Raw genomic sequence first — 26,318 nt, forward strand, 5'->3', positions numbered from 1 at the left:
TCAGCCCAGCGCCTTGATCAACAGCTTCAGCGCATGGGCGGTCGAGGCGTGGCGCACGCCGTCACGACCCAGCGGGCCGAAGTCCACAATCTCGGTCCGCACACCGTTATCGTCGGCGATGCCGAAGCAGACACGGCCTTCGGGCTTCTTCTCGGTTCCGCCGGGTCCGGCGACGCCGGTGATCGATACGGCGATATCGGCTGCGGAACGTTCGCGCGCGCCTTTCGCCATCTCGGCCGCGACTTCGGGGCTGACCGCACCATGGGCGTCGATGGACTGCGCGCTCACACCCAGCATCTCGTGCTTGGCCTGATTGGAATAGGTGATGAAGCCGCGATCCAGCGCCCCGGACGATCCCGGAATATCGGTCAGCGCCGCCGTCACCAGCCCGCCGGTGCAGCTTTCGGCCGTCGCCAGCATCACCCCTTTCGCCTCGGCCGCCTTCAGGACGCGGGCAGCAAGGTCCTTGAGGCTTTTGGTCGGCTCGTTGTCCATCACATCACTCCATGCGAAAGGCCCGCCGCGAGGATCGAGGCCACGGCGGCGAAGATACCGGCCCAGATGTCGTCCAGCATCACCCCCGCCGCGTCGCTGCGGCGGTCGGCGCGGCCGATGATCCAGGGCTTCCAGATGTCGAACAGGCGGAAGAACAGGAAGGGCACGACATAAGCGGGCCAGGGAAAGACGCTGGCGGGCATCCCGGCAAACCAGAACCCAGCCGAGGTGGCGCAAAGCGCGATCATCTGGCCGGCGACCTCGTCGATGACGATGGCGCTTTCGTCCTTGATCTCAAGCTCGGCGGTAGCCTTGTTGACGGCCCAGAAGCCTAGGCCGATCACCAGCACCGTGCCCAGCGCGACCAGCGGAAAATGCCCCAGCCGGTGCAGCGCGTAGCCAAGCACAAGCGTCGCGGCCGAGGCCCAGGTCCCGGGGGCGGGGCGCAGGTATCCGATACCGAAGCCGGTAGCGATCTGCCGTTCCATCATCCCTCTCGGATCAGCGTTGCTGTGGCGATCGAGGCGATGCCTTCCTCGCGCCCGGTGAAGCCCAGCCGTTCCGAGGTGGTGGCCTTGACGCTGACACGGTCGGCCTCGACCCCCATGATTTCGGCCAGCCGCGCCTGCATGGCGGTGGCGTGCGGGCCGATCTTCGGCCGCTCGCAGACCAGCGTCACATCGGCATTGCCAAGGCGATAGCCCATCCCCCGCGCAAGCTCGGCCGCGTGGCGCAGGAAGATCTCGCTGGCCGCGCCCTTCCATTGCGGGTCCGAGGGCGGAAAGTGCCGCCCGATGTCGCCCTGCGCCAGCGCGCCATAGATGGCATCGGTCAGCGCGTGCATGCCCACATCGGCATCGGAATGGCCCATGAGGCCCTTGTCATGCGGCACCTTCACCCCGCACAGCCAGACATGGTCGCCCGGCCCGAAGGCGTGGACGTCGTAACCATTGCCAAGCCGCACATCCATGTCGTTCCCCCGCATCCGCAGTATCCGCCCGGCGCGCTCCATGTCGCCCGGCCATGTGATCTTGAGGTTGTCTTCGTCCCCCGGAACGATGCGGACGGCAACCCCCTGCCTCTGCACCAGCTCCACATCGTCCGCCGCGCCCCCGGCTGCTGCACAATAAGCGGCAAGGATCACCGGCAGCGAAAACCCCTGTGGCGTCTGCGCCCGGAACAGGCCCGTGCGGTCGGCAAAGCCGGTGACGGTGGCAGCATCCCCGCGCCACAGCGCATCGGTGACTGCAAGGCCGGGAGCAGCGGCCTCGGCGCCCTCGGCCAGCGCGTCAACGACTGCGCGGATCGTGGCCGGCGTGACCAGAGGCCGCGCGCCGTCATGAATCAGGACATGAGAGATGCCCGACCCTTCCAGCGCCTCAAGCCCCGCGCGGACGCTGCCGGACCGCGACTCGGCACCCGCGACCAGCGTGACGCGCCCGCCATGCTCGGCGATGGCGCGGTCCATGTCCTCGGGATGGACGGTCACGACGATGCGCTCGAAGCCCGCGAATGCGTCGATGCTGCAGGCCAGCACGCTGCGACCCGAAAGGTCCAGCCACTGTTTCGGCATCGCGCCCCCCATGCGCGTTCCCCGCCCGGCGGCAGTGATCAGGACGGCAATGCGGTCGTGGGGCAGGGCGGGGCGGGAAGCAGTGTCGGAACTCATGCCAGCCGATTAGCGCGACCGGTGTCCCAAGGCCAGTGCAACACCATTTCCAGCCCAGCAGGACTTCTTTCTGGATCAAATACCCCACGGGGGACCGGGGGTGTGAAACCCCCGGTGCGGCGGCTCGACCCCGGAACGCCCTCTCGCGCAGGCCGCCCGTCGCCGCTATACCCTTGGGCAACACCGCGCCAAGCGACAGGAGCCGCCGATGACCGATCTTTCCCCCAGCGACCTCGCCAAGGATGCCGCCGCGCGCGCCGGGGTCGCGCTGGTGCAGGACGGGATGCGGCTGGGACTTGGGACAGGCTCGACCGCCGTCTTCATGGTCCACCGGCTGGCCGGGCGGATCAGGGCCGAGGGGCTGCGGTTGCGCTGCGCCGCGACCAGCAGGGCAACTTGCGACCTTGCGACGCATCTCGGCATCCATATCGAGGAACTGGACGAGATCGGCTGGCTCGACCTGACGCTGGACGGCGCGGACGAGATCGACCCCGACCTCAATCTCATCAAGGGCGGGGGCGGCGCGCATCTGCGCGAAAAGATCACGGCCGCCGCATCCGACCGGATGGTGGTGATCGCGGACCCGACCAAGGTGGTGGAAACGCTGGGCGCCTTCCACCTGCCGGTCGAGGTCATCCCCTTCGGCGTGGAAACAACCGTCACCCATATCCGCCGCCTGCTTGAATCGCTGGACCTGACGCAGCGGCCGATCCTTCTGCGCCAGCGCGACGGCCACACCTTCCGCACCGACGAGGGCAACCTGATCATCGACTTGTCGCTGGAAGTGATCGAGGATTGCTCGGGGCTTTCCTCGGGCCTTGCCGCGATTCCGGGCGTGGTGGAACACGGGCTGTTTCTGGGCATGTGCGATCTTGCGCTGGTGGGCGCCCCCGACGGCTCGGTGATCGAGATGACCCGGCCCGAGGTGGGGCCATGAGCTTCGATTACGACCTGTTCGTCATCGGCGGCGGCTCGGGTGGGGTCCGGGCCGCCCGGATCGCCGCCGGGCAGCATGGCGCGAAAGTGGCGCTGGCCGAGGAAAGCCGCATGGGCGGCACCTGCGTCATCCGCGGCTGCGTGCCGAAGAAGCTGATGATCTTCGCCTCGCAGGCCCCTGCAGCCGCCGCCGAGGCGCGAGGCTACGGCTGGGCGGATGCCGATGCCGGCCGGTTCGACTGGCCCGCCTTCCGCGACAGCCTGCATACCGAACTGTCGCGGCTGGAAGGCATCTACGAAGGCGGGTTGCTGACCGCGGGCGTAGAGGTCCACCACAGCCGCGCGACCCTGGTCGATCACCACACCGTCGCGCTGGCCGACGGGCGGCAGTTCACCGCCAGGCACATCCTGATCGCCGTCGGTGGCCGTCCCGCCCTGCCGGGCATCCCCGGCGAGGAGCTGGGGATGATCTCGGACGACCTGTTCACCATGGAGAAGATGCCCGGCCGCGTGCTGGTCGTCGGCGGCGGCTTCATCGCCTGCGAATTCGCGACGATCCTGCAGGGCATGGGGGCCGAGACGACGCTGGCCTATCGCGGCGACAGGCTGCTGCGCGGCTTTGACGAGGGCGGGCGCACGCTTGTCACCAACCAACTGGCCCATATCGGCGTCACCCTGCGGCTGAACGCCAATCCCGCAAGGCTTGACCGTGACAGCGACGGCATCCGCGTCACCTATGAGGACGGGGCAACTGAACACCACGACGCGGTGATGTTCGCGACCGGCCGCAAGCCCTACACCGGGGGGCTGGGGCTGGAGAACACCGGCGTCAAGCGGGGCAAGCGGGGCGAGATCGTCGTGGACGAATGGTCGCAGACCGCCGTGCCCTCGATCTTCGCTGTGGGCGACGTGACCGACCGCGTGAATCTGACCCCCGTCGCGATCCGCGAAGGACACGCCTTTGCCGATACGGTCTTCGGCGCCCAGCCCCGCCGCGTCTGCCATGACCTCGTGGCCAGCGCCGTCTATGTCCGTCCGCATGAGCTTGCCACCATCGGCCTGACCGAGGAGGACGCGGCCGAGCAAGGCCCCATCGAGGTCTATGAGGCGGTGTTCCGCCCCATGCGCTCGCTTTTCGCGGGGTCGGATCTTCGCGCGATGATGAAGCTGATCGTGGACGCGGACAACCGCCGGGTGCTGGGCTGCCATATCTTCGCCCCCGAGGCGGGCGAGATGATCCAGCTTGTCGCCGTGGCGGTGGGCATGTGCGCGACCAAGGAACAGTTCGACGCCGCCATCGCCGTCCACCCGACGCTGGCCGAGGAACTGGTAACGATGCGCCTGCCGGTGCGCCGCGCAGGCGGCGCCAGGGCCTGACGCGATCTTGTGGCGCGCAGGGCGGGGCGCCTGCCGGCAAGGTCTTGTCCCTGCGGGCAATGTCCCTAGTTAGGACATGACTTCACACGAAAGGCAGACGGATGGCACAACAGGGACCATGGGGCGGCGGCAATGGCGGTGGCGATGACGACCGGCCGGCCCGTCCGCAGGCCCCGAAACCCGATGGGGGTGGGCCTCAGCGTCCCTGGGGGCAACCGGGACCCGATCAGCAGCCTCCGAACGGCGGCAAGCGCCCCGAGCAGATTCCCGAGATCGAGGAACTGATGCGCAAGGGCCAGGACCGGCTGCGCGTGCTGATGGGCGGGCGCGACGGCACCCCCCGGACGGGTGGTCCGCGTGGCCCGCGCCGCCAGATGCCCAGCATGGACCGCGGCAAATGGGGCATCGCCGCCCTTGTCGCGGTGGCCCTTTGGGGATTTGCCAGCATCTACCAGGTGGACACCTCTGAAAAATCGGTCGAGCTTCTGTTCGGGCGTCCCTATGCCGTGCGCGATGACGGTCTGAACTTTGCGCCTTGGCCCTTTGTCACCTACCAGATCGTCGGCGTGACCCGCGAACGGACCATCGACATCGGCACCGGCCGCGACCCGATGGACAGCGGCCTGATGCTGACCCGCGACCAGAACATCGTGGACCTGACCTACCAGGTGGTCTGGAACGTGTCGAACCCGGAACAATACCTGTTCAACCTCGCCGATCCCGAGGGCACGATCCGCGCCGTGGCCGAAAGCGCCATGCGCGACATCGTGGCCCGCAGCGAGCTTTCGCCGATCCTGAACCGCGACCGCGGCGTGATCGCCCGCGACCTGGAACTGGCGATTCAGGCGACGCTGGACAGCTATCAGGCCGGCATCAACGTGGTGCGGGTGAACCTCGGCCGTGCCGACCCGCCCGCCGAGGTCATCGACAGCTTCCGCGAGGTGCAGGCCGCCCAGCAGGAACGCGACCGGCTGGAAAAAGAGGCCGACGCCTATGCGAACCGTGTGCTGGCCGGCGCGCGGGGCGAGGCCGCAGCGGTGGTCGAGCAGTCCGAGGCCTACCGCGCCCAGGCTGTCAACGCGGCACAGGGTGAGGCTGCGCGCTTTACCTCGGTCTATGACGAATATGTCAAGGCGCCCGAAGTGACCCGGCGCCGGATGTATCTGGAAACCATGGAGCGGGTTCTGGGCAACGTGAACAAGGTGCTGATCGACGGTGAAGCGGGGCAGGGCGTCGTGCCCTATCTGCCGCTGGATCAGCTTCGCAGCGGGCCGCCGCCCGCCGCCCGCAGCGGCACCAGCGACGTCAACGCCGCGAACAGCGGGGCCACCAGCAACACGACCATCGCAACCGCGCCGACGGGGGGCAACTGATGCGCCGTACCTTATCCATCCTTGCCCTGCCGCTGGTTGTCGTCGTGGCGGTCGTCGTCATGGCCTCGATCTACATCGTCGACGTGCGTGAAAAGGTGCTGGTCCTGCGCTTCGGCGAGGTCGTCACCGTTCGTGAGGAGCCGGGCCTTGGCTTCAAGCTGCCGATCATCGACCGCATTGTACGCTATGACGCGCGGATCCTCGGCCTGCAGACCGACCCGATGGAAGTCACGCCGCTGGACGATCGCCGCCTTGTGGTGGACGCATTCGCGCGCTGGCAGATCGCCGACGCCGTCACCTTTCGCCGCGCCGTTGGCGAAGGCGGGATCGAGTTCGCCCAGCAGCGGCTTGCCGGCATCATGACCAACGCCATCCGCGGCGTGCTGGGGTCGGTTCCCTCGACCACGGTGCTGTCGGATGACCGGACCGCGCTGATGGCGCAGATCCGCGACGTGGCCCGGCGCGAGGCGGATTCCCTCGGCATCCAGGTCATCGACGTGCGCCTGACCCGCACCGACCTGCCGGAACAGAACCTGGCCGCCACCTATGCCCGAATGCGGGCGGAACGGGAACGCGAAGCCGCCGACGAGATCGCGCGCGGTGGCGAGGCCGCGCAGCGCGTCCGCGCCACCGCCGACCGGACGGTGGTGGAACTGACCTCGGACGCGCGCCGCAAGGCCGAGATCGTCCGCGGTGAGGCCGACGCCCAGCGCAACGCCATCTACGCCGAAGCCTTCGGCCGCGACCCCGAGTTCTTCGCCTTCACCCGCTCGATGACCGCCTATGAGCGGGCGCTGCAGCAGGGCAACAGCTCGATCGTGATGAACCCGACCGGCGAGTTCTTCAGCTATCTCGGCACCGGCGCGGACAGCGGCATCAACCCGGTGGCGGTCCCGCCTGAGGTCTCGGCGGCAGTTCCGCCGGATGCCCCGTCGTCCCGCGAGGTGGCCGAGGAAGCCGCGGCGCAGGCCGCTGCCGCTGCCGCCGAGGCCGAGGCCGCCGCCGAGGCTGCGTTGAGCCTCAGCGAAACCGAGGTTGTTGAGGGTGCCGAACAGCCCGTGGGCGGCGATCCCGTCCAGCCGGAGACCGCTCCGAGCGGCGATGCCCTGACGGGCGCGGCGGCTGTCGACCCCACGGCAGCCCCTCCGGCACTCGGCGACGAGGCGCCCGATGCGGCGGCCGTCCCGTCCGGGGAAGCGGTCCTGCCCCAGGCCGGGGTGACGACGCAGACCGTGCCGGTCGAACCCGCCGCCCCTGCCGGGAACTGATCCGGCGCAGGCTTGTTGACGAAAGGCGCGGCCCGTCCCGGTCGCGCCTTTTCGCATTTCCCCGGAGGAAGCCTGAAAATCCCCGTCAAGCAACTTTTGCTTTCACAGGAAAATGACGGAAAGATGTGTTGCGCGCCGGCAACGCCTTACCCCATATCCCGGCCAATCCCCGTGGCCGGTCGGGGACTGCATGAACCGGTCAAGTCATGGAGATCATGGATGAGTTTCAATCCTCTGAAGGTCCGGCTCGGCCTGACGGCCTCGGCCGTGGCGCTGTCGCTGGCCCTTGCCCCCGCCATTGCCCAGCAGGCCGAACCCGCCCCCGAGAACCTTCAGGAACAGCAGGTGACGCCGACGCAGGCGCAACCGTCCGAAACCCCCGAGACCACGACCGTCCCCGGCGAGGCGATGACGGGCGAGGTGCCGCAGGCTCCTGACGCGACCACCTCACAGGGGGAACAGGTCGCCGCGACCGCCGGCGTCATGCCCCAGACATTCGCCGACATCGTCGAGCAGGTCAGCCCGGCCGTCGTCAACATCACCACCACCGCCATCGTGTCGCGGCCGGTCAATCAGTTCCCCGGCTTCCCGCAGGGCAGCCCCTTCTCGGACCTGTTCCGCGACTTCGGGATTCCCGGTCCCGGCGGCCCCGGATCGCCCTTCGAGGGAGGGCCGCAGATGCAGCAGCGGTCGAACGCGCTGGGATCGGGCTTCGTCGTGTCCTCGGAAGGGCTGATCGTCACCAACAACCATGTGATCGAGGGCGCCGACGAGATCGAGATCGAGTTCTATTCCGGCGCCCGCCTTCCGGCGACGCTGGTCGGGACCGACCCCACCACGGACATCGCCGTGCTGAAGGTCGAGGCGGAAAATCCGCTGCCCTTCGTCAGCTTCGGCGACAGCGACGAAGCCCGCGTGGGCGACTGGGTTCTGGCGCTGGGGAACCCGCTGGGGCAGGGCTTTTCCGCCACCACCGGCATCGTTTCGGCGAAAAGCCGGGCGCTGACGGGCACCTATGACGACTTCATCCAGACGGATGCGGCGATCAACCGGGGCAACTCGGGCGGGCCGCTGTTCAACCTGCAGGGCGAGGTGATCGGCGTGAACACCGCGATCCTGTCGCCCAGCGGCGGCTCGATCGGGATCGGCTTCTCGATGGCGTCGAACGTCGTGTCGGGCGTCGTGGACCAGTTGCAGGAATATGGCGAGACCCGGCGCGGCTGGTTGGGCGTCAAGATTCAGGACGTCAGCCCCGACATCGCGGAATCGCTGGGTCTTGCATCCGAGGCGGGCGCGATGGTCACGGATGTTCCGCCCGGCCCGGCCGCCGATGCGGGCATCCAGGCCGGCGATGTCATCGCCGCCTTTGCGGGCGGCGAGGTCGAGGACACCCGCGACCTCGTCCGCCGCGTGGCCGCGGCCCCGGTCGGCGAGGCGGTGGACGTGACCGTGATGCGCGACGGCGAGCCGGTGACGCTGCAGATCACGCTGGGCCGGCGCGAGCTTGCCGATGCGGATGGCACGGGCCAGCGGCCGGAGGGCAGCGGGACGCAGGAATCGTCCAGCCAGGTGCTGGGGATGACGCTTGCGCCGATGACGCCGGAACTCGCCGCCCGGATGCAGATGCCGGAAGGCACGTCCGGGCTGGTCGTGCAGGACATCGACGCCACCAGCGACGCCTCGGCCAAGGGGCTGCGCACGGGCGACCTGATCGTCGAGGCGGGCCAGCAGCCGGTCGCGAGCGTGGCCGACCTGAACGCCCGCATCACCGAGGCGCGCGAGGCCGGGCGCCAGTCCGTGCTGGTGCTGATCCGCCGCGAAGGCGAGCCACGCTTCGTCGCCTTGTCGATCGAAGAGTGACCCACCCGTCATGAAACGAAAAGAGGCGCCCGGGGGCGCCTCTTTTGCATTGCGGAAAGCAGGCTTACTGGCTTGCTTACTGGTTTGCGCCGACAAGGCCCTGCAGCTCGGTGAAACCTGCGGTGAAGCCGGCCAGCGACACCGTCAGGTCGACCATGTTTTCCTCTGGCTCTCCGCCGAAGGGCAGCAGCGTCACGGTCGCGGTGCTGCCGCGCTTGAGCAGGTTCAGTTCGTCCTCGGTCATCCCCAGCCGCGAGACGCAGCCGATCGCGGCGCAGACGATGAAGGGATAGCGGTTGGCCTCGCCCGAGCCGATCTGCAGGCCCATGCCCGCCTGAAGGTCGGTTTCCAGGGGCGCCACGAAGTTCAGCACCGCCGCAGCCTCGCCGCTGAAGGGGATCACGGAAAGCTCGGCCACGGGAGTTTCCTTTTCGTCCCGCAGCAACTGGTAAAGCTCGCAAGGGTCCTTGCCGTCAGGGGTTCTCAGGCAGCGCAACTGCCAGTCGCCGTGGGTCGCTTTCGCGTAATAGCTGCCGACCTGGTCCTGCGCTGCGGCGGCCTGCCCCTCGGCTGGTGCTTCTGCGTCCGCGGGCGTCCCGGCCGGCGCGGCCTCGGCCCCAGATTCGGCCTGTGGCGGCGCTGCATCCGCAGCCGGGGCATCGGTGGTCTCGGCGGGCGCAGTGACGGGGGGCGGGGTCTGTTCGGTGGGTTCCTGTGCATGGGCGGCGGCGAAGGGAGCCACCGCGATCAGGGCCGCCAGCACGGCAGAGGAGGTGCGAGCCATATGGTATCCTTTCGGCTGAACGCGGCGGCCCTGTTAGCACGGGCGCGGGCCCTTGTCAGCGGCAGCCGACCCCTCTGACCGGCAAGGCGACAGGGAAAGGGGAACGACTCCGAAGCTTCGTTCCCCCTCCGTCCCTGTCGGACTGGCGGTTTATTGCCGGGGACCTTAGGGGCAGCCGCAACCAGCGTCAATTAACCGGAAAAGACAGGTGGCAACTGCCGGAAAACCATTGCGTTGGCAGCACCGGCACCGCTGGCGAGGGTGGACAAATCAGGTATGCTCGACGCGACGCAGCCGCCAGAGGCCCCCCCGTGACCGACCTGCCAACCCCTTCGGCCGAAACCTCGCTGCACCGCATCGTCGATCACGATTCCGGGACCGTTTTCGTCGGCGGCGGAGGCCCGGGACACGTGCAGCCACAGGCGATGCTGTTGCGCCAGGCCAACCGGCACGGGCTGATCGCCGGGGCGACCGGCACCGGTAAGACGGTCACGCTGCAGACACTGGCCGAGGCGATGTCGTTGGCAGGCGTCCCGGTGCTGCTGGCGGACGTCAAGGGCGACCTTGCCGGCATGGCGATGCCCGGCGGCGCCGACCCGAAGCTTGCCGATGGCTTTCTCAAGCGCGCGGCACAGTTGGGGGCGCCGCTAAACTACCAGTCCTTTCCTGTCACCTTCTGGGACATCTGGGGCGAGCAGGGCCATCCGGTCCGCACCACCCCCGCCGAGATGGGACCGCTGCTGCTGTCGCGCCTGCTGGACCTGACCCCGGCGCAGGAGGGCGTGCTGAACATCGCCTTCCGGGTCGCCGACGAGGAGGCCCTGGCGCTGGCCGACCTCAGGGACCTGCGGGCGATGCTGGTCTGGGTGGGGCAGAACGCCCGCGACCTGAGCCTGCGCTATGGCAATGTCCCGGCAGCCTCGGTCGGCGCGATCCAGCGCGCCCTGCTGGTGCTCGAGGAGCAGGGCGGCGACCGCCTGTTCGGGGAACCGGCGCTGGAGCTTTCCGACCTGATGCGGCTGGACGCATCCGGCAAGGGGGTCGTCAACATCCTTGCCGCCGACCGGCTGATGCGCTCGCCCCGGCTGTATGCGACCTTCCTGCTGTGGCTGCTGTCGGAACTGTTCGAGCAACTGCCCGAGGTCGGCGACCCGGAAAAGCCCCGGCTCGCGTTTTTCTTCGACGAGGCGCATCTGCTGTTCGACGACGCGCCCGCGGCGCTGGTGGACAAGATCGAGCAGGTAGCGCGGCTGATCCGGTCCAAGGGGGTCAGCGTCTGGTTCATCACCCAGAATCCTGCCGACCTGCCCGATGCCGTCTTGGGCCAGCTTGGCAACCGCGTCCAGCACGCGTTGCGCGCCTTTACCGCCCGCGACCAGAAGGCGCTGCGGATGGCGGCAGAAACCTATCGCCCGAACCCCGCCTTCGACACCACCGATGCGATCCGCCATGTCGGCACGGGCGAGGCGGTCACGTCCTTTCTTGACGCAAAGGGCGCGCCGGGCATCGTCGAGCGGACTCTGATCCGGCCGCCGCTGTCAAGGCTCGGGCCGATCCCCGAAGCCGAACGGGCGCAAATCGTCCGGCTCGGCCCGCTGGGCCTGAAATACGGGCAGATCATCGACCGCGACTCGGCCCATGAAATTCTGGCGCGGCGCGCGGCCGAGGCGGCCGGGCAGGCCGCCGCTGCCGAGCGGGCGCAGGCCGATGCCGACCTGTTCACCATTCCCGCCGGCAAGACGGGACGTGGCCGGCGCTATCAGCCGGGCCTGCAGGCCGGAACGCGCAACACGGCGCCGGCCCGTCGGGGCGACACGATGATCGAGGCGTTCGGCAAAAGCATGGCCCGGCAGATTGGCACCAAGACCGGACAGGCGATTGCCCGCGGCATCTTGGGAACCATGTTCCGGGGGCGCTGAACCCTTCAGCAGATTGCGCTCAGCCGCGGGCTTTCGCCCGAGGAAAGCCGTGACTCGGCCAGAATCGCGATCATCAGCATGACATGGTAGTGCATGTCGTAATCCGCCGCGCCCTCTTGCCGGGCCATGTTCATCCTGTCCTCGTCCGCCCGCAGCCGCGCCAGCGCCTTGCCCGGCGGGGGCAGGATCTCGCAGCGCAGGGTGCGGCGCAGGTCGCGGTCGCGCCGCCACTGCGACTGGCCGGCGACGGCGGCGCGGATCAGCGCGGCCGGGCGGCGCAACCGGGGCAGGACCGGCTGCGCGGGAAAGGCGAGGACGTTCGACATCAGGCTCATCGGATACTCCGGGCGACAGGTGATGGCGCAAGTCTTGCCTCAACCCTGCCCCTGTTGCGTCAACGCATGCTGCGCCGTCCGCCTTGGTTAACGTTCTTTAGGAAATCTTAGCCATTCGTCACCGATGTGAGGACCACCTGTCTTTTTGGACAGGTTCCAGACCCAGGGCCATGATCGGCCCGAGGATGACAAGGGACAGATTGGAATGACGATACTGACCGGTGATTTCGCCGATGCCGCCGCCATCTCGTCGCGACCCTGTGGCGGGCTGCCGTCCGAAGCGACACCGGCGATCCCCGCAACGGCTGCCGTGGATACCGCAGAACCGATCGGGGCGCTGCCTTCGGTCCTTCCCGACGATGCGCGACTGTACCTGCGCCATGTCGAGGGGGGCGAAACGATCCGTGCGCTGGCGCGGGAAACCGGTTGCCACGCCTCGACGATCCTGCGCCGCATCCGCAAGTTCGAGAACCGGCGCGACGACCCGCTGGTCGACCGCGCGGTCGAGCGGGGGGGACGCGACACCCAGGCCGACCGCACCGAACTGCGCCGCGTGCTGCGGCGGCTGGCCGAACCGGGGGCGGTGCTGGCCGTGGCCGCGGGGATGGAAAAGGCCATTGTCACCCGCGCCGACATCCGCACGGCCGTGCTGGATCGGACGGTGGCAGAGATGCTTGCCTTGCGCGGCTGGGTGGCGATCGTCGCGCAGGGGCGCATTTCCCGCCACGCCATCACGGCGGCGGGACGGGCGGCGCTGAAGGCGATGGCGACTGGCGGCAGCGCCGGCCTGCCGGCTCCGGCGGATTTCAGCGATGCCGCGCGGGTTGATCCGGCACCCGCCGGCATGGCCGAGGCCGCGGCCCCCTTCGAGGGCGCCGATCCCGGTCCCCGGGCCGCGCAGGCCCACCGCATCATGGAAGATCGCGTCCTCGACGACCCCGATGGCAGCGGGCCACGCCGGATGCGGGTGAACATCGCGGAAAGCCCGCTGCACGTCATGGCGCGTCGGCGGGATGCCAATGGCCAGCCGTTCCTTGACAACGGCATGGTGGTGGCGGGCGAACGCCTGCGCGAGGATTTCGAGTTGGCGCAGATGGGCGTGCGCGTGACCCAGAACTGGGACGGCTTCATGACCGCCGGGATCGACGCCAGCTATGTTCCCGGCGCGGGCGGCGGCGGGTCCGAGGCAGCGCGTCGCCGCGTGGCCGAGGCGCTGCGCGAGCTTGGCCCCGGGATGGGCGACCTCGTGCTGCGGGTCTGCTGCTTTCTAGAGGGGATCGAGATGACCGAGCGCCGCCTCGGCTGGCCCGCCCGGTCGGGCAAGGTCGTCCTGCGGCTGGCCTTGATGCGGCTGGAACGGCATTACCGGGAACGCTACGGCAAGTTCGGGCCGCTGATCGGATGACCTGTTTCCGCCAGCCGGGAAGGGCGGTTGATCCGGTGCGCGGAAGGGATTACCTCGGGAAGCGACGGCCCTTCGGCCCTTGACCCCCGAGGTTTTTTGCGATGTCCGACGCCCCCCCGGTCCTGCGCCATCCCGAAAAGGCACATCGCCCTGATCAGGACCAGCCCAAGAAGCCCTCGTGGATTCGGGTCAAGGCTCCGGTCAGCCAAGGCTACAAGGACACCCGCGACATCCTGCGGACGAATCGCCTCTCCACTGTCTGCGAGGAAGCCGGCTGCCCCAATGTCGGCGAATGCTGGAGCCAGGGCCACGCCACCATGATGATCATGGGCGAGATCTGCACCCGCGGCTGTTCCTTCTGCAACGTGACCACCGGCAAGCCCGACGCGCTTGACGTATTCGAGCCGGGCCGGGTGGCCCATGCGGTCGCGACCCTTGGGCTGAGCCATGTGGTCATCACCAGCGTGGACCGCGACGACCTGGACGACGGCGGCGCGGATCACTTCGCCCAGACGATCCGGGCGATCCGCCACCGCTCGCCGGGGTCCACCATCGAGGTGCTGACGCCTGACTTCCTGAAGGCCAGGCCGGGGGCGCTGGAAACCGTGGTCGCGGCACGGCCCGATGTCTTCAACCACAACCTCGAAACCGTGCCTGGGCTGTATCCAACCGTGCGGCCGGGCGCGCGCTATTTCGCCTCGCTGCGGCTCTTGCAGCGGGTCAAGGAACTTGATCCCGCGATGTTCACCAAGTCGGGGATCATGGTGGGCTTGGGCGAGGACCGGCAGGGCGTGCTGCAGGTCATGGACGATATGCGGGCGGCCGACATCGACTTCATCACCATCGGCCAATACCTGCAGCCGACACCCAAGCATCACCGCGTCGACCGCTTCGTCACGCCCGAGGAATTTGCGGGCTACGAAAAGGCCGCCTGGGGCAAGGGCTTCCTGATGGTCGCGGCCAAGCCCCTGACGCGGTCCTCCTATCACGCGGGGGACGACTTCGCTCGCCTGCGGGCAGCGCGGCAGGCGAAGCTGGCGGGTGCCTGAGCCGCTTGCGCCGGCGCCTTTGCCGGTTTATCGCTGGCCTGCGTGCCCGAGTGGCGGAATGGTAGACGCAGCGGATTCAAAATCCGCCATCCGCAAGGATATGTCGGTTCGAGTCCGACCTCGGGCACCATCCATCCTGATCAGATGACCATGCCGTCGCAGGAGGACAGTTAACATTTTTTAAATCGTCTGACTTCTTCCGTCGTGCGTTGAGGCGCGAGGCCGCCGGTTCATCAGCCGCGCCTCTGTCCTGCCACAAAGAGGAATCGACAGATGTTTCTTCGCGTCGACAAGTTGCAAGTCGAGTTGCCTGCGCCTGCCCGCCAGGATCCCAACGCCGCTGCTGCCCTGCAGGAACTGCTGGGCGGCAAATACGGCGAGATGTCCACCCTGGGCAACTATCTGTTCCAGAGCTTCAACTTCCGGTCCAAGAACAAGCTGCGGCCGTTCTACGAACTGGTCGCCGCGATCACGGCCGAGGAACTGGGCCATGTCGAACTGGTCTCGAACGGAGTGGCGATGCTGGCCAACGGCCCCGACAAGCCGGGCGGGGACGAAGGCGACGGCGGCGACATCTCGAACGCGCCGTTCGAAGCGATGAAGGACATCCGCTCGGCTGCGTCCTTCTTCAGCCATGCGGGCGGGGCGGTTCCGGTCAACTCGAACTCGATGTCCTGGAACGCGGACATGGTGACAACGACCGGCAACGTCATCGTGGATCTGCTGCACAACTTCCACCTGGAATGCGGCGCGCGGCTGCACAAGCTGCGGGTCTATGAGTCGCTGACCGATGCGAACATCACCGGGCGCGAGGTTTGCGGCTATCTGCTGGTGCGCGGCGGGGTCCATGCCCATGCCTATGGCCTGGCGCTGAAGCGGCTGACGGGCGTGGACATCCACAAGATGTTGCCGACGCCGAACATCCCGACCGACAAGGTGCCGGAGGCCCGCAAATACCTGCAGGCCGGTGCGCATCGGCGGCTTTATACCTTCTCGCCAGGCGACTACGCCGCAATTGCCGGCGTCTGGAACGGCGAGGCGCTGCCCGACGATCCGCCCGGCCCGCTGGAGGTGATCGAGGGGATGCCCGAGGGCGGCAAGATCCACCAGTTGACGGGCGTGCCCTCGGCCTTCACCCCGGACTATGCGCCCGAGGAGATGTTCGAGATCGCCGAGAAGCTGACCAAGGCGGCCATGCAGGGCGGCGGATCGCTGTAAGGCAGAAGATGGCCGGCTCACGTCGCCGGCCACCTTTCCCCGGATCAGCCCGCCCTAGCGGCTTTCGCGGCCTTGCGGCGGGTGACGCGGGCGCGGATCGATTCTACATCCGTGATCGGGGTCGCTGCGAAAAGCTGGCGCGTATAAGGGTGCTTGGGGTCGGAAAAGACTTCTTCCCGTGTGCCCTGTTCGACCGCCACACCCTCGCTGATGACCATCACGTCGTCGGCGATATAGCGCACCACCGACAGGTCGTGGCTGACGAAGACATAGGTCAGCTGGAACTCGTCCTGCAGGTCGGCCAGCAGGTTCAGCACCTGCGCCTGCACCGACAGGTCAAGCGCCGACACCGGCTCGTCCAGCACCAGCAGCGAGGGATTCAGCATCAACGCCCGCGCGATGGCGATCCGCTGGCGCTGGCCGCCCGAGAACATGTGCGGATAGCGGTTGAAGTGTTCCGGCCCGAGGCCGACCTTGACCAGCATCGCCTCGGCCCGATCGCGGCGCTCGGCGGCGGGGGTGTCGGTGTTGATGACCAGCGGCTCCATCAGCACGTTGCCGATCTTCTGGCGCGGGTTGAGGCTGCCATAGGGGTTCTGGAACACCATCTGCACCTTGGACCGCATCGCCGGGCCGGGCCGGGACTTCGAGATGTCCACGCGGTTGCCCTCGATCAGCAACTCGCCGCCCGAGGGCGGGTCGATCAGGGCGATGATGCGCGCGAGGGTGGACTTGCCGGACCCGGATTCACCCACGATGGCCAGCGTCTTGCCCTTTTCCACGGTGAAATCGACGCCCTTGAGCGCCCGCACCGTCTTGGCCCCGCCGAAGAACCCGCCGGAAACGTGATAGTCCTGAACGAGCTTGCGGCCTTCCAGCACCACCGCGCTCATCGGGCGGCCTCGGCGGTAAAGTAGTCCGACACGGTCGGCAGGCGGTCGCCGGTCGCGTTCTCGGGCAGGGCGGACAGCAGCGCGCGGGTATAGGGGTTCTGCGGGGATTCGAAGATCGACAGCACGTCGGCGTCCTCCATCTTCCGGCCCTTGTATTGCACGACAACGCGGTCGGCGGTTTCCGCCACCACGCCCATGTCATGGGTGATGAGGATCAGCGCCATGCCGTAATCTTCCTGCAGATCCATCAGCAGGTCGAGGATCTGCTTCTGGATCGTCACGTCCAGCGCGGTCGTCGGCTCGTCCGCAATCAGCAGGCGGGGCTTCGACGCAATGGCGATGGCGATCATCACCCGCTGGCACTGGCCGCCGGAAAGCTGGTGCGGATAGGACTTCAGCTTCTCCTCGGGCGAGGGGATGCCGACCGAACGGAACAGTTCCAGCGCGCGGGTGCGGGACTGCCGGCGGCTCATGCCGAGATTCAGGCGCAGCACCTCCTCGATCTGGAAGCCGACGGTGAAGGCGGGGTTCAGCGAGGCAACGGGTTCCTGGAAGATCATGGTGATCTCGCGCCCGATCAGGCGGCGACGCTCGGCGGCGGGCATCGCCAGCAGGTCGCGGCCGTCATAGGTCATCTCGTCGGCGGTCACGGTGGCGGTATCGGGCAGAAGCCCCATCACCGCCAGCATCGACACCGACTTGCCGGACCCGGATTCGCCCACGATGGCCAGAACCTCGCCCCGGTCCACGCTGATGTCCACGCCATCGACGGCGGTGAAGCTGCCGGTGGCGGTGGCGAAGCGGACGGTCAGGTTGCGGATGTTCAGAACGGGCATCGCGTCAGCTCCGCTTCATCTTGGGGTCGAGCGCGTCGCGCAGCCCGTCGCCCATCAGGTTGATCGCCAGCACCGAGACGAGGATCACGAGGCCGGGGAAGGTGGCGACCCACCAGGCGCGGGAAATGAACTCGCGCGCCTCGGCCAGCATGGTGCCCCATTCCGGCGCGGGCGGCTGCGCGCCCATGCCGAGGAAACCAAGCGCGGCCGCATCCAGCACGGCGGAGGAGAAGGAGAGCGTCGCCTGCACGATCAGGGGGGCCACGCAGTTCGGCAGGATCGTCAGGAACATCAGCCGCAGGTTGCCCGCGCCCGCGACACGCGCGGCGCTGACATATTCGCGCCGCTGTTCGGCCATGACCGCCGCGCGTGTCAGCCGGGCAAAATGCGGCTGATAGACGATGGCGATGGCGATCATCGCATTGGTCAGTCCGGGGCCCAGGATCGCCACCAGCACCAGCGCCAGCAGCAGCGAAGGGAAGGCCAGGATCACGTCCATGATCCGCATGACCAGCGCGTCGATCCAGCCGCCGAAGAAGCCTGCGACCAGACCGATGATGACACCGCCCACCAGCGCGATCGAGACGACCACGATGCCGATGAACAGCGAATATTGCGAACCCTTGATCAGCCGCGAGAAGATATCCCGGCCCACCGGGTCGGTGCCCAGCAGGAACTCGGAGCGCCCGCCTTCCAGCCAGGAGGGGGGCAGCAGCAGGGCGTCGCGATACTGCAGCGTCGGGTTATGGGGGGCGAGCCAGTCGGCGAAGATCGCCGTCAGAACCATCAGCACGAAGATCGCGAGGCCGACGACCGCGCCCTTGTTGCGGCTGAAGTAGAACCAGAACTCGCCCAGTTGACGCCGGCGGATGGCGGCGTCCGAAAGCTTGACGGATGCATCGCTCATCTGTGGCGGATCCTCGGGTTGATGAGGCCGTAGGTGAGATCGACCAGCAGGTTCACGACCATCACCACGCCCGCGATCAGCAGCAGGCCGGACTGCACGGCAGGGTAATCGCGGCGCGAGATGGAATCGATCATCCACTTGCCGATGCCCGGCCAGGAAAAGATCGTCTCGGTCAGGATCGCGCCCGCCAGCAGCACGCCGATCTGCAGCCCGATGGTAGTCACGACCGGGATCAGGGCGTTCCGCAGCGCATGGACGCCGATCACCCGGCGGCGGGGCATCCCCTTGGCGCGGGCGGTGCGGACGTAATCCTCGGACATGACCTCGAGCATGGCCGACCGGGTCTGGCGCGCGATCACCGCCAGCGGGATCGTGGCCAGCACGACCGAGGGCAGGATCAGGTGCTGCGCCGCCGAGGCGAAGGCCCCGTCCTGGCCCGAGAGCAGGCTGTCGATCAGCATGAAGCCGGTGATGTTCGGAAAGAAATACATCAGCGAGATGCGCCCGGATACCGGCGTCCAGCCGAGATAGCCCGAGAAGAAGATGATGAGCAGCAGGCCCCACCAGAAGATCGGCATCGAAAAGCCGACCAGCGCCGCAGTCATGGAAAACTGGTCGAACCAGCTTCCGCGCTTGATCGCGGCGATCACGCCGATGGGCACGCCCAGCACGACGGCAATGAAGATGGCGACCATGCCAAGCTCGACCGTCGCGGGGAACAGCGACAGGAACTCGGTGAACACCGGCTTCTTCGTGACCAGCGAGGTACCGAAGTCACCCTGCAGCAACCGGCCGAGAAAGTCGAAATACTGCATGACCAGCGGCTTGTCGTAACCCAGCTGCGCGGTGAGTTCGGCGTGCCGCTCGGGACTGACGCCCCGCTCTCCCGCCATCAGCAGCACCGGGTCGCCCGCAAGGAAGCGCGGGAAACTGAAGGCGATGATGGTGATGCCGATGAAGGTCGGGACGAGATAGAGCAGCCGTGAGAGGATGAAACGGATCATTCGCCTCTTTCCTGTGGGATGCGCGGGAATCAGGTCCCGCGCATCCGGTTGGCATCCGGGAAGCCCGGATTATTCCGTGATGTCCACGGTCTCGAAGGTGAAGTCGCCCAGCGGGCTCATGACGAAGCCGGTCACGTTCTGGCGCATCGGCACATATTGCGTCGAATGGGCGATGGTGAACCAGGGCGCCTGATCCTTGAAGATCACCTGCGCCTCTTCGTAAAGCCGCGTGCGCTCCGCCTGATCCGAGGTGACTTTCGCCTGCTGCAGCAGGTTCGAGAATTCCTCGTTGCACCAGAAGGCGCGGTTCGCCCCGCCTTCGCTGGCCGACGAGCAGCCGAGCAGGACCGACAGGAAGTTGTCCGGGTCGCCGTTGTCGCCGGTCCAGCCGAGGATGACCGCGCCCGAGCGGCCGGGGTCCATCGACTTGGACAGGTATTCGCCCCATTCATAGGACACGATGCTGGCCTGCACGCCCGCTTTCGACAGGTCTTCCTGCATCAGTTCGGCGGTGCGGCGCGCGTTCGGCATGTAGGGCCGCTGCACGGGCATCGCCCAGATTTCCATCTGCAGGTTGCTGACGCCTTCCTCGGCCAGCATGGCCTTGGCAGCTTCCGGGTCGTAGGGGTCGTCCTGGATCGCATCGTTATAGGACCACATGGTCGGCGGAATCGGGTTCTTCGCCGGCTCGGCCGCGCCCTGGAACACCGCGTCCACGATGGCCTGCTTGTTGATCGACATGTTCAGCGCCTTGCGGACCTTCGGATTGTCGAAGGGCGCAACAGTCGTGTTATAGGCGAGATAGCCCACGTTCAGGCCGGCCTGCTCGTCCAGCTTGAGGTTCGAATCGGCCCGGATCTGCTCGATGTCGGCGGGGGCGGGGAAGGGCATCAGGTGGCATTCGCCGGCCTTCAGCTTCTGCAGGCGCACGGCGGCGTCCGGGGTGATAGCAAAGACGAGATCGTCGATCAGCGGTGCCGCGCCCCAGTAGTCGGCGTTCTTCTGGAAGCGGATCACAGCGTCCTTCTGGTAGGCCACGAAGCGGAACGGCCCGGTGCCGATGGGCGCGTTGTTCATGTCCTCCTTGGTGCCCGCGGCTTCCAGCGCGTCGGCGTATTCCTTGGACAGAATCGACATGAAGGGCATGGCGAGGTTCGCGAGGAACGGCGCCTCGGGCTGGGAGAGCGTGACCTTGACGGTGTGGTCGTCCACCTTCTCGACAGACTGCACCAGATTCGGCATGTCCATCGAGTTGTAATACTCGTAGCTCAGCCCCGGAATATACTGGTTCCACGGGTGGGCGGGGTCGGCCTGACGCTCGAACGAGAAGACCACGTCATCGGCGTTCATGTCGCGGGTGGGGGTGAAGCGGTCACTGGAATGCCACTTGACGCCTTGGCGCAGCTTGAAGGTGTATTCGGTGCCGTCCTCGGACACCTCCCAGCTTTCGGCAAGGCCCGGCTCGACCTCGGTGGTGCCCTTCGTGAACTCGGTCAGACGGTTGTAGACCGGGTGGGCCGAGGCGTCGAAGGTGCTGCCGGCGGTGTAGGGGGCCGGGTCGAACCCCTCGGGCGAGGCTTCCGAGCAGTAGATGAAGGTCTTGGCCATGACCGGGGTCGCGGCGGCCGAAAGGGCCAGCGCCGACGCGGCGATCAGCCCGCGGGAGAGAAGCTTCATTCCAGGGTCCTTTCACTCACTGTTGAGGTCGTTTTTGTCCGTCTGCAAGGCATGTGACGGATTCTGTTCCCGTTCTATAGATGAAGGGGCGGCAGATGTTCCACTGCCGTGTTGCAGAACCGTTGCGTCAAGCGTCCGGCACCTTGAAGGGCGCGTCGATGGCGATAGCAGGCGGGCAGAACCAGCGCGCACCCGAATCAGTCATGTAGACGATGTCCTCAAGCCGGATGCCGCATTCGCCGTAAAGGCAGAGCATCGGCTCGATGGAAAAGCACATCCCGGCGGCCAGCGGCGTGCGGTTGCCCTTCACGATGAAGGGTTCCTCGTGGATATCCAGCCCCAGACCGTGCCCGGTCCGGTGCGGCAGGCCGGGCACCGCATAGCCGGGGCCGAAGCCTGCCGCCGTCAGCAGGTCACGGGCTGCATGATCCACCGCCTCGACCGGGGCACCGATCCGTGCGGCCGCAAAACCCGCCGCATGGGCCGCGCGTTCGTGTTCCCACAGCGCACGCTGCCGGGGCGTGGGCGTGCCGAAGACATAGCTGCGGGTGATGTCGGAATGATAGCCGTGCAGGGTCGCGCCCAGATCGACCAGCACCATGTCGCCCCCGGCAAGCTGCTGGGGATAGGGCACGCCATGGGGATAGGCCGTCGCCTCGCCGAACTGCACGGCCGAGAACAGCGGCGCCATGCCCAGCGCATGATGGGCCGCGTCGATGAAGGCGCAGACCTCGGTGGTGGAAACGCCCGGCCGCAGCCCCTGCCAGACCGCCCGCTGCACCTGCCAGCTTGCGGTCATGGCCGTCTGGATGATGGCGATTTCCGCCGCCGACTTGATCTGCCGCAGGCCCGAGATCATGGGCTTTGCCGGCACCGTGCGCCCCTCCATCGCGGCGGTGATGGGGGCGGCGAACAGCCAAGGGGTCGTCTCGTCCAGGGCCAACGTCGCGCCCGGTCCGCAGCGGCGCGCGACCTCGGCGGCGATCAGGGCATAGGGGTCCTCGTCCTCCTCCCAGGTCGAGATGTCACCGGGCCTGCGCAGGATGCTGCGCAGCTTCGGCTCCTCGAAGGTGGGGCTGACGTGCAGCGGCTCGCCTTGGGCGAAGATCAGCGCGCCGTGGATGCGCTCGGACCGGCCCAATGCGTGGCCCAGAAAATAGACCAGCGAGGTCGAAGCGTCGAGCCAGACCGCCCCGATGCCGTTCCCGCGCATCGCCGCCTGCAGCCCCGCCAGCCGGGCGTCATGTTCCGCGCCGGTGATGGCGGGGGCGGCGACAGGCTGAAAGCGCCCGAGCGCCTGGTCGAAGTCGGTAGGGTCGGACATGTCGCACCTTTCAGCATGGGAACGGCCCCAATGCCCGCGACCTGCATCGAGTCGCAAGGCTACCGCCCCGGAATCCGCCGGAACAGCCTGTTTTCGGGTTCACGATGAGGTCCACCTGCCGGCTATCCCGGCAGGACCAGCCCGGCCCTCAGCCCCCCATGCATCCCCTGTCCCAGCGTCAGCCGTCCCCCGTAAAGGGCGGCGAGATCGGCGACGATGGCAAGCCCCAGGCCAGCGCCGGGCGGCCCCATTTCGTCCAGCCGGCCCCCGCGGCTGAGCGCAATCGCATGGTCGACGTCCCTTATGCCGGGACCATCGTCCTCGATCCCGATCTTCAGCATCCCTTCGATCCGGTCAACCGAGACGGTGACGCGGGTGGCGGCGTATTTGACCGCATTCTCAAGAAGGTTGCCCAGCATTTCCTCGAGGTCATGCCGCTCGCCCGCGAAATGCGCCGAAGGTTCGCCCGTCACCTCGATCGACAGCCCGCCTGTCGCCGCCGTCCGGCGCAGGACCAGCAGCAGGTCGTCCATGACCGGCGCGACGGGCGTGCGGTGCCCCAGCAGGCGGGGGGTGCCGGCAGTGCGGGCGCGGCGCAACTGCCAGGTGATCTGGCGATCCATGCGGTCCACCAGCGCCCGCCCCGGATGATCGTCCGGCAGGATGTTGGCCAGCGCGGATAGGGGGGTCCGCAGCGAATGGGCAAGGTTTCCCAGATGCTCGCGCGCCCGCCCGATCACCGAGCGGTTGGCGTCCAGAAGCGCATTGATCTCGACCGCGACGGGCCGCAGTTCGGCGACCGGGGGCAGGGGGACCCTTTCGGCGCGGCCGGCCCGGATGGCGCGGATGTCGCGGCCAAGCGCGTCGAGCGTGCGAAGCCCCCAGCCGACCTGCAGGACGCTGGCCATCGCCAGCCCGGCGCCCAGCACGATCAGCGACAGGGCAAGCGGCTGGCGGACGCGCGAAAGCGCGGCATCGATTTCGGCCTGCGGCACGGTCACGACCACGGCAAGCGGCTGGTCGCCGCCGGGCAGGGTGAAGGGGCGCCGCATCACCCGCAGCGCTTCGCCGTCCGGACCGACGCCGGGGGAACCGGCGTAGCTGCCCGCCGGCGCCGCAAGCCGCAGGTCCAGCAATGACGGTGAGCGCGCGATGCCGGCGCCGTCATCGGCTTCAAGCTGCCAGGCATGGCCGGACAGCGGCATGGACAGGCGCGGGTCGGTGGGCGGGCGCGCAAGGGCAGGGGTGCCGTCCGCGGCGATCTCGACCCCGGCGATGACGGTCTCGACGATGGCGGCGGCCTCGGCATCGAAGCGTTCGGTCACGAAGCGGTCGAGCACTCCGCCGATGACCCACCAGGCCGCCAGCAATGTCAGGGTCAGCCACAAGGCCGCCGCCGCAAGCAGCCTCGCGCGGATCGAATCGAGCCGCGAGCGGATCATGGCCTTCGCCGCAGGACATAGCCTTCGCCGCGCCGCGTCTCGATCAGCCCGTCGCCGATCTTGCGGCGCAGACGGCCGATCACCACCTCGATCGACTTGAAGTCGCGGTCGCTGTCCGCGTCGTAAAGATGCTCGCTCAGTTCAGTGCGGCTGATCACCCGGTCGGGATGGTGCATGAGATAGCCGAGGATGCGCGTCTCGAAGGGGGTCAGCCTCAGAGTCACGCCCTCGCGGGTGATGAGGCCAAGCTGGGTGTCATAGGCGAGGGGACCGGCCTGCAGGACCACCTGCGCGTGACCGGCGGCGCGGCGCACCAGCGTCTGCGCACGCAGCACGACCTCGTCCAGGCGGAAGGGCTTGACGGCGTAATCGTCGGCGCCGGCGCGAAAGCCCGCCACCTTGTCGGACCAGTCGCCGCGTGCGGTCAGGATCAGCACCGGCATGGTCACGCCCTGTGCGCGCCAGCGGGTCAGCACCTCGATCCCCGACATGCCCGGCAGGCCGAGATCCAGCACGGCCACGTCATAGGCATCGGTCGCGCCCGCTAACTCGGCCTTTCCGCCGTCGTGGAAAACCTCGGCGACAAAGCCGCCGTCGCTCATGGCGGCCGCGAGCTGGGCGGCAAGCGTGGGGTCGTCTTCGGCAATCAGGCAGCGCATGGTCAGTCGTTCCTCGGGGTTCGCCGCGCATCGGTGATGCCTTCGCCGCGCAGTTCCAGAAACTGCCCGGTCAGGGCGTCCATGCGAATGTCCAGCACGTCGCGGTCATCGGTCAGGATGCGGATGTGGTAAATCAGCGGGTGCCTGCCCACATCGGCGCGCGGGGCGGGCATCAGGGCGATGTCCAGCACCTTGCCGTCAAAGCGGCGCATGACAAGTCGGACGGCCTTGTGCATGGGCATGACCTCATCGACCCGGCCGCGGAAAAGCTGGTCGTCCCACGGACCGGGTTCCTGCGGCCGGGGAATCGCCACCATGCCGGCCGGTGGCCGGGGCAGGTCGTGGCGGTCCTGCCGGTCGCGGGTGACAACCAGCAGGGCCAGCCCGACCAGAACAGCGGCGATGAGCAAGCTGAGGCGCATTCCCCGGCCTACAGGAAGAAAGTCAAACAAAGTCCAAACGGGCCATTGGCCTTCGGTTCGGGTGGTGCCGACTAGAGATGATTCGGTCGCCGGCGATTTGAGCCCGTCGATGAACACGAACAAAAGGATTTTCTCATGCTTCGCATCCTTCGCAACTCTGCGGCCGCACTAGCAGCCGTCTCGGCCCTTGCCGCGCCTCTGGCGGCGCAGACAACTGCCACGCCGCCTGCAGCACCGGCAGAAACTGCGCCCGCGACAACGCTGCCGCCATCCCTGACCGAGTTGGGCATCACCGATGCCCGCATCATCGAAGGCCGCCGCGGGGGGCAGCGTGTCGAAGGGACACTGCCGGGGGGCGCTGCGTTCCGGGCCATGCTGGACGACCAGGGCCAGCTTCGTATGATGGGGACCCAAGACGACGCGGCGCTGCCCACCGACATCGTTTCCCGGCTTGTGCCCGAAGCCGTGCGGTCGAATGCCGTTTTCTCGGAATTCGCGCGGGTCGAAGGCATTGGACGGGGCGATGACGCCGTGATGGTTTCCGGCGCCGACGCGCAGGGAGAGAGCATCCGCGCAGGCTTCTCGACCGACGGCACGCTGCAGCGTTTCGGCCGCGGCGACATGGACCGGCCGCGGATGGATCGCGGCAGTGACCGGGACAAGCACCATGGCAAGCGCGAGGGCCGGGGCGAGCGCTCACGGGATGATGACGGTCGCGACCGCGGTGGCGACAGGGCTGGGCAGCCTCTTGATGACACCGCGGTTCAAGGCGTGCTGCGGGATGGCGGCTACACCCAGCCGGGGGCCATCAGCCGCGACGATGGCCGTGTCGAGGTCGAGGCCGTCAACCCTGAGGGAGAGCCGGTCACTGTCACGATCAATTCCCGGGGCGTGGTCGTGCGCGAGCTTGCGCGCTGATCCTGTGGAACCGAGCGGCCGCGCGACAAGCGCGGCCCTCAGCCGCGCAGCAGAGGCGCCAGATGGGAAAGATCATAGCCCGCCTGCTGTGCGGCCTCGATGATCTCGCCGACCGGCTTCTTTCCCGCTTGCCCCAGCGCCCAAGCCGTGATCGAGCGTGTCCCCGAACGACAATAGGCCAGCACCGGCCCCGGCGCATTGTCGAGGATCTCGCTGAACTTCTCGATCTGCTCGGGACCAAGCTGGCCCGGCACGATTGGCAGGTAGTGATAATCGAGACCTGCTTGCGCTGCATGGCCGGCCATGGCGGCACTGCGATGAGGGGGATCGACCTCTGCATCGGGGCGGTTGGCAATCACTGTCGTGAATCCAGCCTGTGCAAGCGCCGAAAGATCCTCGGGGTCGATCTGCGGAGTGACCGCAAAGCATTCATTGATTTGGCGGGGAGGCATGAGGATTCCTTGCGTGACAGCAGGCTGGCATGGTGTCGCGGTGCGCGAAAGTGTCAAGGGAAGGTGTCGACACAGAGAAATATTTTACATAATACA

The 26,318-nt window shown here is 67.6% G+C and carries 24 protein-coding genes, 1 tRNA gene and 1 pseudogene; 11 read left to right on the forward strand and 15 right to left on the reverse strand.

Annotation, left to right across the window (positions count from 1 at the left end; all coding sequences use genetic code 11):
• The 3 genes from JGR78_RS04525 to JGR78_RS04535 are packed head-to-tail and all read right to left on the reverse strand — an operon-like array spanning window position 1 to window position 2,164.
• Window positions 1–495: a CinA family protein gene (locus JGR78_RS04525; RefSeq protein ID WP_182792792.1), complete on the reverse strand. Its 495-nt coding sequence runs from the start codon at window positions 493–495 to the stop codon at window positions 1–3.
• Window positions 495–983 (reverse strand): phosphatidylglycerophosphatase A, encoded by a 489-nt coding sequence (locus tag JGR78_RS04530; protein WP_182792816.1) that lies wholly within the window; start codon window positions 981–983, stop codon window positions 495–497. The genes JGR78_RS04525 and JGR78_RS04530 overlap by 1 nt, the downstream gene beginning before the upstream one ends.
• Window positions 983–2,164, reverse strand: a complete 1,182-nt coding sequence (locus JGR78_RS04535) for a bifunctional 2-C-methyl-D-erythritol 4-phosphate cytidylyltransferase/2-C-methyl-D-erythritol 2,4-cyclodiphosphate synthase (RefSeq protein ID WP_182804896.1) — start codon at window positions 2,162–2,164, stop codon at window positions 983–985. The genes JGR78_RS04530 and JGR78_RS04535 overlap by 1 nt, the downstream gene beginning before the upstream one ends.
• A gap of 208 nt (window positions 2,165–2,372) precedes the next feature.
• On the opposite strand from JGR78_RS04535, the gene rpiA reads away from it, so the two are divergent.
• From rpiA to JGR78_RS04560, 5 genes and pseudogenes are all read left to right on the forward strand, one after another.
• Window positions 2,373–3,101: a ribose-5-phosphate isomerase RpiA gene (gene rpiA / locus JGR78_RS04540; protein ID WP_182792794.1), complete on the forward strand. Its 729-nt coding sequence runs from the start codon at window positions 2,373–2,375 to the stop codon at window positions 3,099–3,101.
• A complete protein-coding gene (gene gorA, locus JGR78_RS04545) occupies window positions 3,098–4,477 on the forward strand; it encodes a glutathione-disulfide reductase (protein WP_182792795.1) in 1,380 nt (459 codons plus the stop codon). The genes rpiA and gorA overlap by 4 nt, the downstream gene beginning before the upstream one ends.
• Window positions 4,478–4,578: 101 nt before the next feature.
• Entirely contained in the window at window positions 4,579–5,850 is a 1,272-nt protein-coding gene (gene hflK / locus JGR78_RS04550) for an FtsH protease activity modulator HflK (RefSeq protein ID WP_182792796.1), read from the forward strand.
• Window positions 5,850–6,704 (forward strand): annotated as a pseudogene (hflC, locus tag JGR78_RS04555) (protease modulator HflC); the annotation flags it as partial. The gene hflK and the pseudogene hflC, both read left to right, overlap by 1 nt.
• An 822-nt stretch (window positions 6,705–7,526) precedes the next feature.
• Entirely contained in the window at window positions 7,527–8,978 is a 1,452-nt protein-coding gene (locus JGR78_RS04560) for a DegQ family serine endoprotease (RefSeq protein WP_370576448.1), read from the forward strand.
• 76 nt (window positions 8,979–9,054) lie between these two features.
• Here JGR78_RS04560 and JGR78_RS04565 read toward each other — a convergent pair whose 3' ends face one another.
• Window positions 9,055–9,762 (reverse strand): invasion associated locus B family protein, encoded by a 708-nt coding sequence (locus JGR78_RS04565; RefSeq protein ID WP_182792798.1) that lies wholly within the window; start codon window positions 9,760–9,762, stop codon window positions 9,055–9,057.
• A gap of 425 nt (window positions 9,763–10,187) precedes the next feature.
• Between JGR78_RS04565 and JGR78_RS04570 the strand changes: the two genes are divergently transcribed.
• On the forward strand, window positions 10,188–11,681 hold the full coding sequence (locus JGR78_RS04570) for a helicase HerA-like domain-containing protein (RefSeq protein WP_182792817.1): 1,494 nt from the start codon (window positions 10,188–10,190) through the stop codon (window positions 11,679–11,681).
• Between the two features lie 5 nt (window positions 11,682–11,686).
• On the opposite strand, the gene JGR78_RS04575 is transcribed toward JGR78_RS04570, so the two are convergent.
• Window positions 11,687–12,016 carry a DUF6477 family protein gene (locus JGR78_RS04575; RefSeq protein ID WP_182792799.1) on the reverse strand — a complete coding sequence of 110 codons (330 nt, stop codon included), beginning with the start codon at window positions 12,014–12,016 and terminating at the stop codon, window positions 11,687–11,689.
• A 199-nt stretch (window positions 12,017–12,215) separates the two neighbouring features.
• Here JGR78_RS04575 and JGR78_RS04580 point away from each other — a divergent pair, with 199 nt between their 5' ends.
• The 4 genes from JGR78_RS04580 (at window position 12,216) to JGR78_RS04595 (ending at window position 15,688) form a co-directional block, all read left to right on the forward strand.
• Window positions 12,216–13,421 carry a DUF6456 domain-containing protein gene (locus JGR78_RS04580; RefSeq protein WP_182792818.1) on the forward strand — a complete coding sequence of 402 codons (1,206 nt, stop codon included), beginning with the start codon at window positions 12,216–12,218 and terminating at the stop codon, window positions 13,419–13,421.
• A gap of 101 nt (window positions 13,422–13,522) precedes the next feature.
• Window positions 13,523–14,470, forward strand: a complete 948-nt coding sequence (lipA, locus tag JGR78_RS04585; RefSeq protein WP_182792800.1) for a lipoyl synthase — start codon at window positions 13,523–13,525, stop codon at window positions 14,468–14,470.
• Window positions 14,471–14,514: 44 nt separating this feature from the next.
• Window positions 14,515–14,600: transfer RNA gene (locus JGR78_RS04590), tRNA-Leu, on the forward strand.
• A 143-nt stretch (window positions 14,601–14,743) separates the two neighbouring features.
• A complete protein-coding gene (locus JGR78_RS04595) occupies window positions 14,744–15,688 on the forward strand; it encodes a manganese catalase family protein (RefSeq protein ID WP_182792801.1) in 945 nt (314 codons plus the stop codon).
• Window positions 15,689–15,732: 44 nt separating this feature from the next.
• On the opposite strand, the gene JGR78_RS04600 is transcribed toward JGR78_RS04595, so the two are convergent.
• From JGR78_RS04600 to JGR78_RS04640, 9 genes are all read right to left on the reverse strand, one after another.
• Window positions 15,733–16,581 (reverse strand): ATP-binding cassette domain-containing protein, encoded by an 849-nt coding sequence (locus JGR78_RS04600; protein WP_182792802.1) that lies wholly within the window; start codon window positions 16,579–16,581, stop codon window positions 15,733–15,735.
• On the reverse strand, window positions 16,578–17,417 hold the full coding sequence (locus tag JGR78_RS04605) for an ABC transporter ATP-binding protein (RefSeq protein ID WP_182792803.1): 840 nt from the start codon (window positions 17,415–17,417) through the stop codon (window positions 16,578–16,580). The genes JGR78_RS04600 and JGR78_RS04605 overlap by 4 nt, the downstream gene beginning before the upstream one ends.
• Window positions 17,418–17,421: 4 nt before the next feature.
• Window positions 17,422–18,324, reverse strand: a complete 903-nt coding sequence (locus tag JGR78_RS04610; RefSeq protein ID WP_182804894.1) for an ABC transporter permease subunit — start codon at window positions 18,322–18,324, stop codon at window positions 17,422–17,424.
• Window positions 18,321–19,328, reverse strand: coding sequence for an ABC transporter permease subunit (locus JGR78_RS04615; RefSeq protein ID WP_182792805.1), 1,008 nt, complete (start codon window positions 19,326–19,328; stop codon window positions 18,321–18,323). Before JGR78_RS04615 ends, JGR78_RS04610 begins: the two co-directional genes overlap by 4 nt.
• A 69-nt stretch (window positions 19,329–19,397) precedes the next feature.
• Entirely contained in the window at window positions 19,398–21,005 is a 1,608-nt protein-coding gene (locus tag JGR78_RS04620; RefSeq protein WP_182804892.1) for an ABC transporter substrate-binding protein, read from the reverse strand.
• Between the two features lie 127 nt (window positions 21,006–21,132).
• Window positions 21,133–22,329 (reverse strand): Xaa-Pro peptidase family protein, encoded by a 1,197-nt coding sequence (locus JGR78_RS04625; RefSeq protein WP_182792807.1) that lies wholly within the window; start codon window positions 22,327–22,329, stop codon window positions 21,133–21,135.
• 122 nt (window positions 22,330–22,451) lie between these two features.
• A complete protein-coding gene (locus JGR78_RS04630; protein ID WP_182792808.1) occupies window positions 22,452–23,771 on the reverse strand; it encodes an ATP-binding protein in 1,320 nt (439 codons plus the stop codon).
• Complete coding sequence (locus tag JGR78_RS04635; RefSeq protein WP_182792809.1) at window positions 23,768–24,430, reverse strand: response regulator transcription factor; 663 nt, start codon at window positions 24,428–24,430, stop codon at window positions 23,768–23,770. Before JGR78_RS04635 ends, JGR78_RS04630 begins: the two co-directional genes overlap by 4 nt.
• Before the next feature lie 2 nt (window positions 24,431–24,432).
• Window positions 24,433–24,852, reverse strand: a complete 420-nt coding sequence (locus JGR78_RS04640; protein ID WP_182792810.1) for a PepSY domain-containing protein — start codon at window positions 24,850–24,852, stop codon at window positions 24,433–24,435.
• 135 nt (window positions 24,853–24,987) lie between these two features.
• On the opposite strand from JGR78_RS04640, the gene JGR78_RS04645 reads away from it, so the two are divergent.
• Window positions 24,988–25,770: a hypothetical protein gene (locus JGR78_RS04645; protein WP_182792811.1), complete on the forward strand. Its 783-nt coding sequence runs from the start codon at window positions 24,988–24,990 to the stop codon at window positions 25,768–25,770.
• A 38-nt stretch (window positions 25,771–25,808) separates the two neighbouring features.
• Here the strand turns inward: JGR78_RS04645 and JGR78_RS04650 are convergent, their stop codons facing one another.
• A complete protein-coding gene (locus tag JGR78_RS04650; RefSeq protein ID WP_182792812.1) occupies window positions 25,809–26,222 on the reverse strand; it encodes a TIGR01244 family sulfur transferase in 414 nt (137 codons plus the stop codon).
• Between the last annotated feature and the right edge of the window lie 96 nt (window positions 26,223–26,318).

The organism is Paracoccus sp. MC1862, from assembly GCF_016617715.1.
GTDB lineage: Bacteria > Pseudomonadota > Alphaproteobacteria > Rhodobacterales > Rhodobacteraceae > Paracoccus.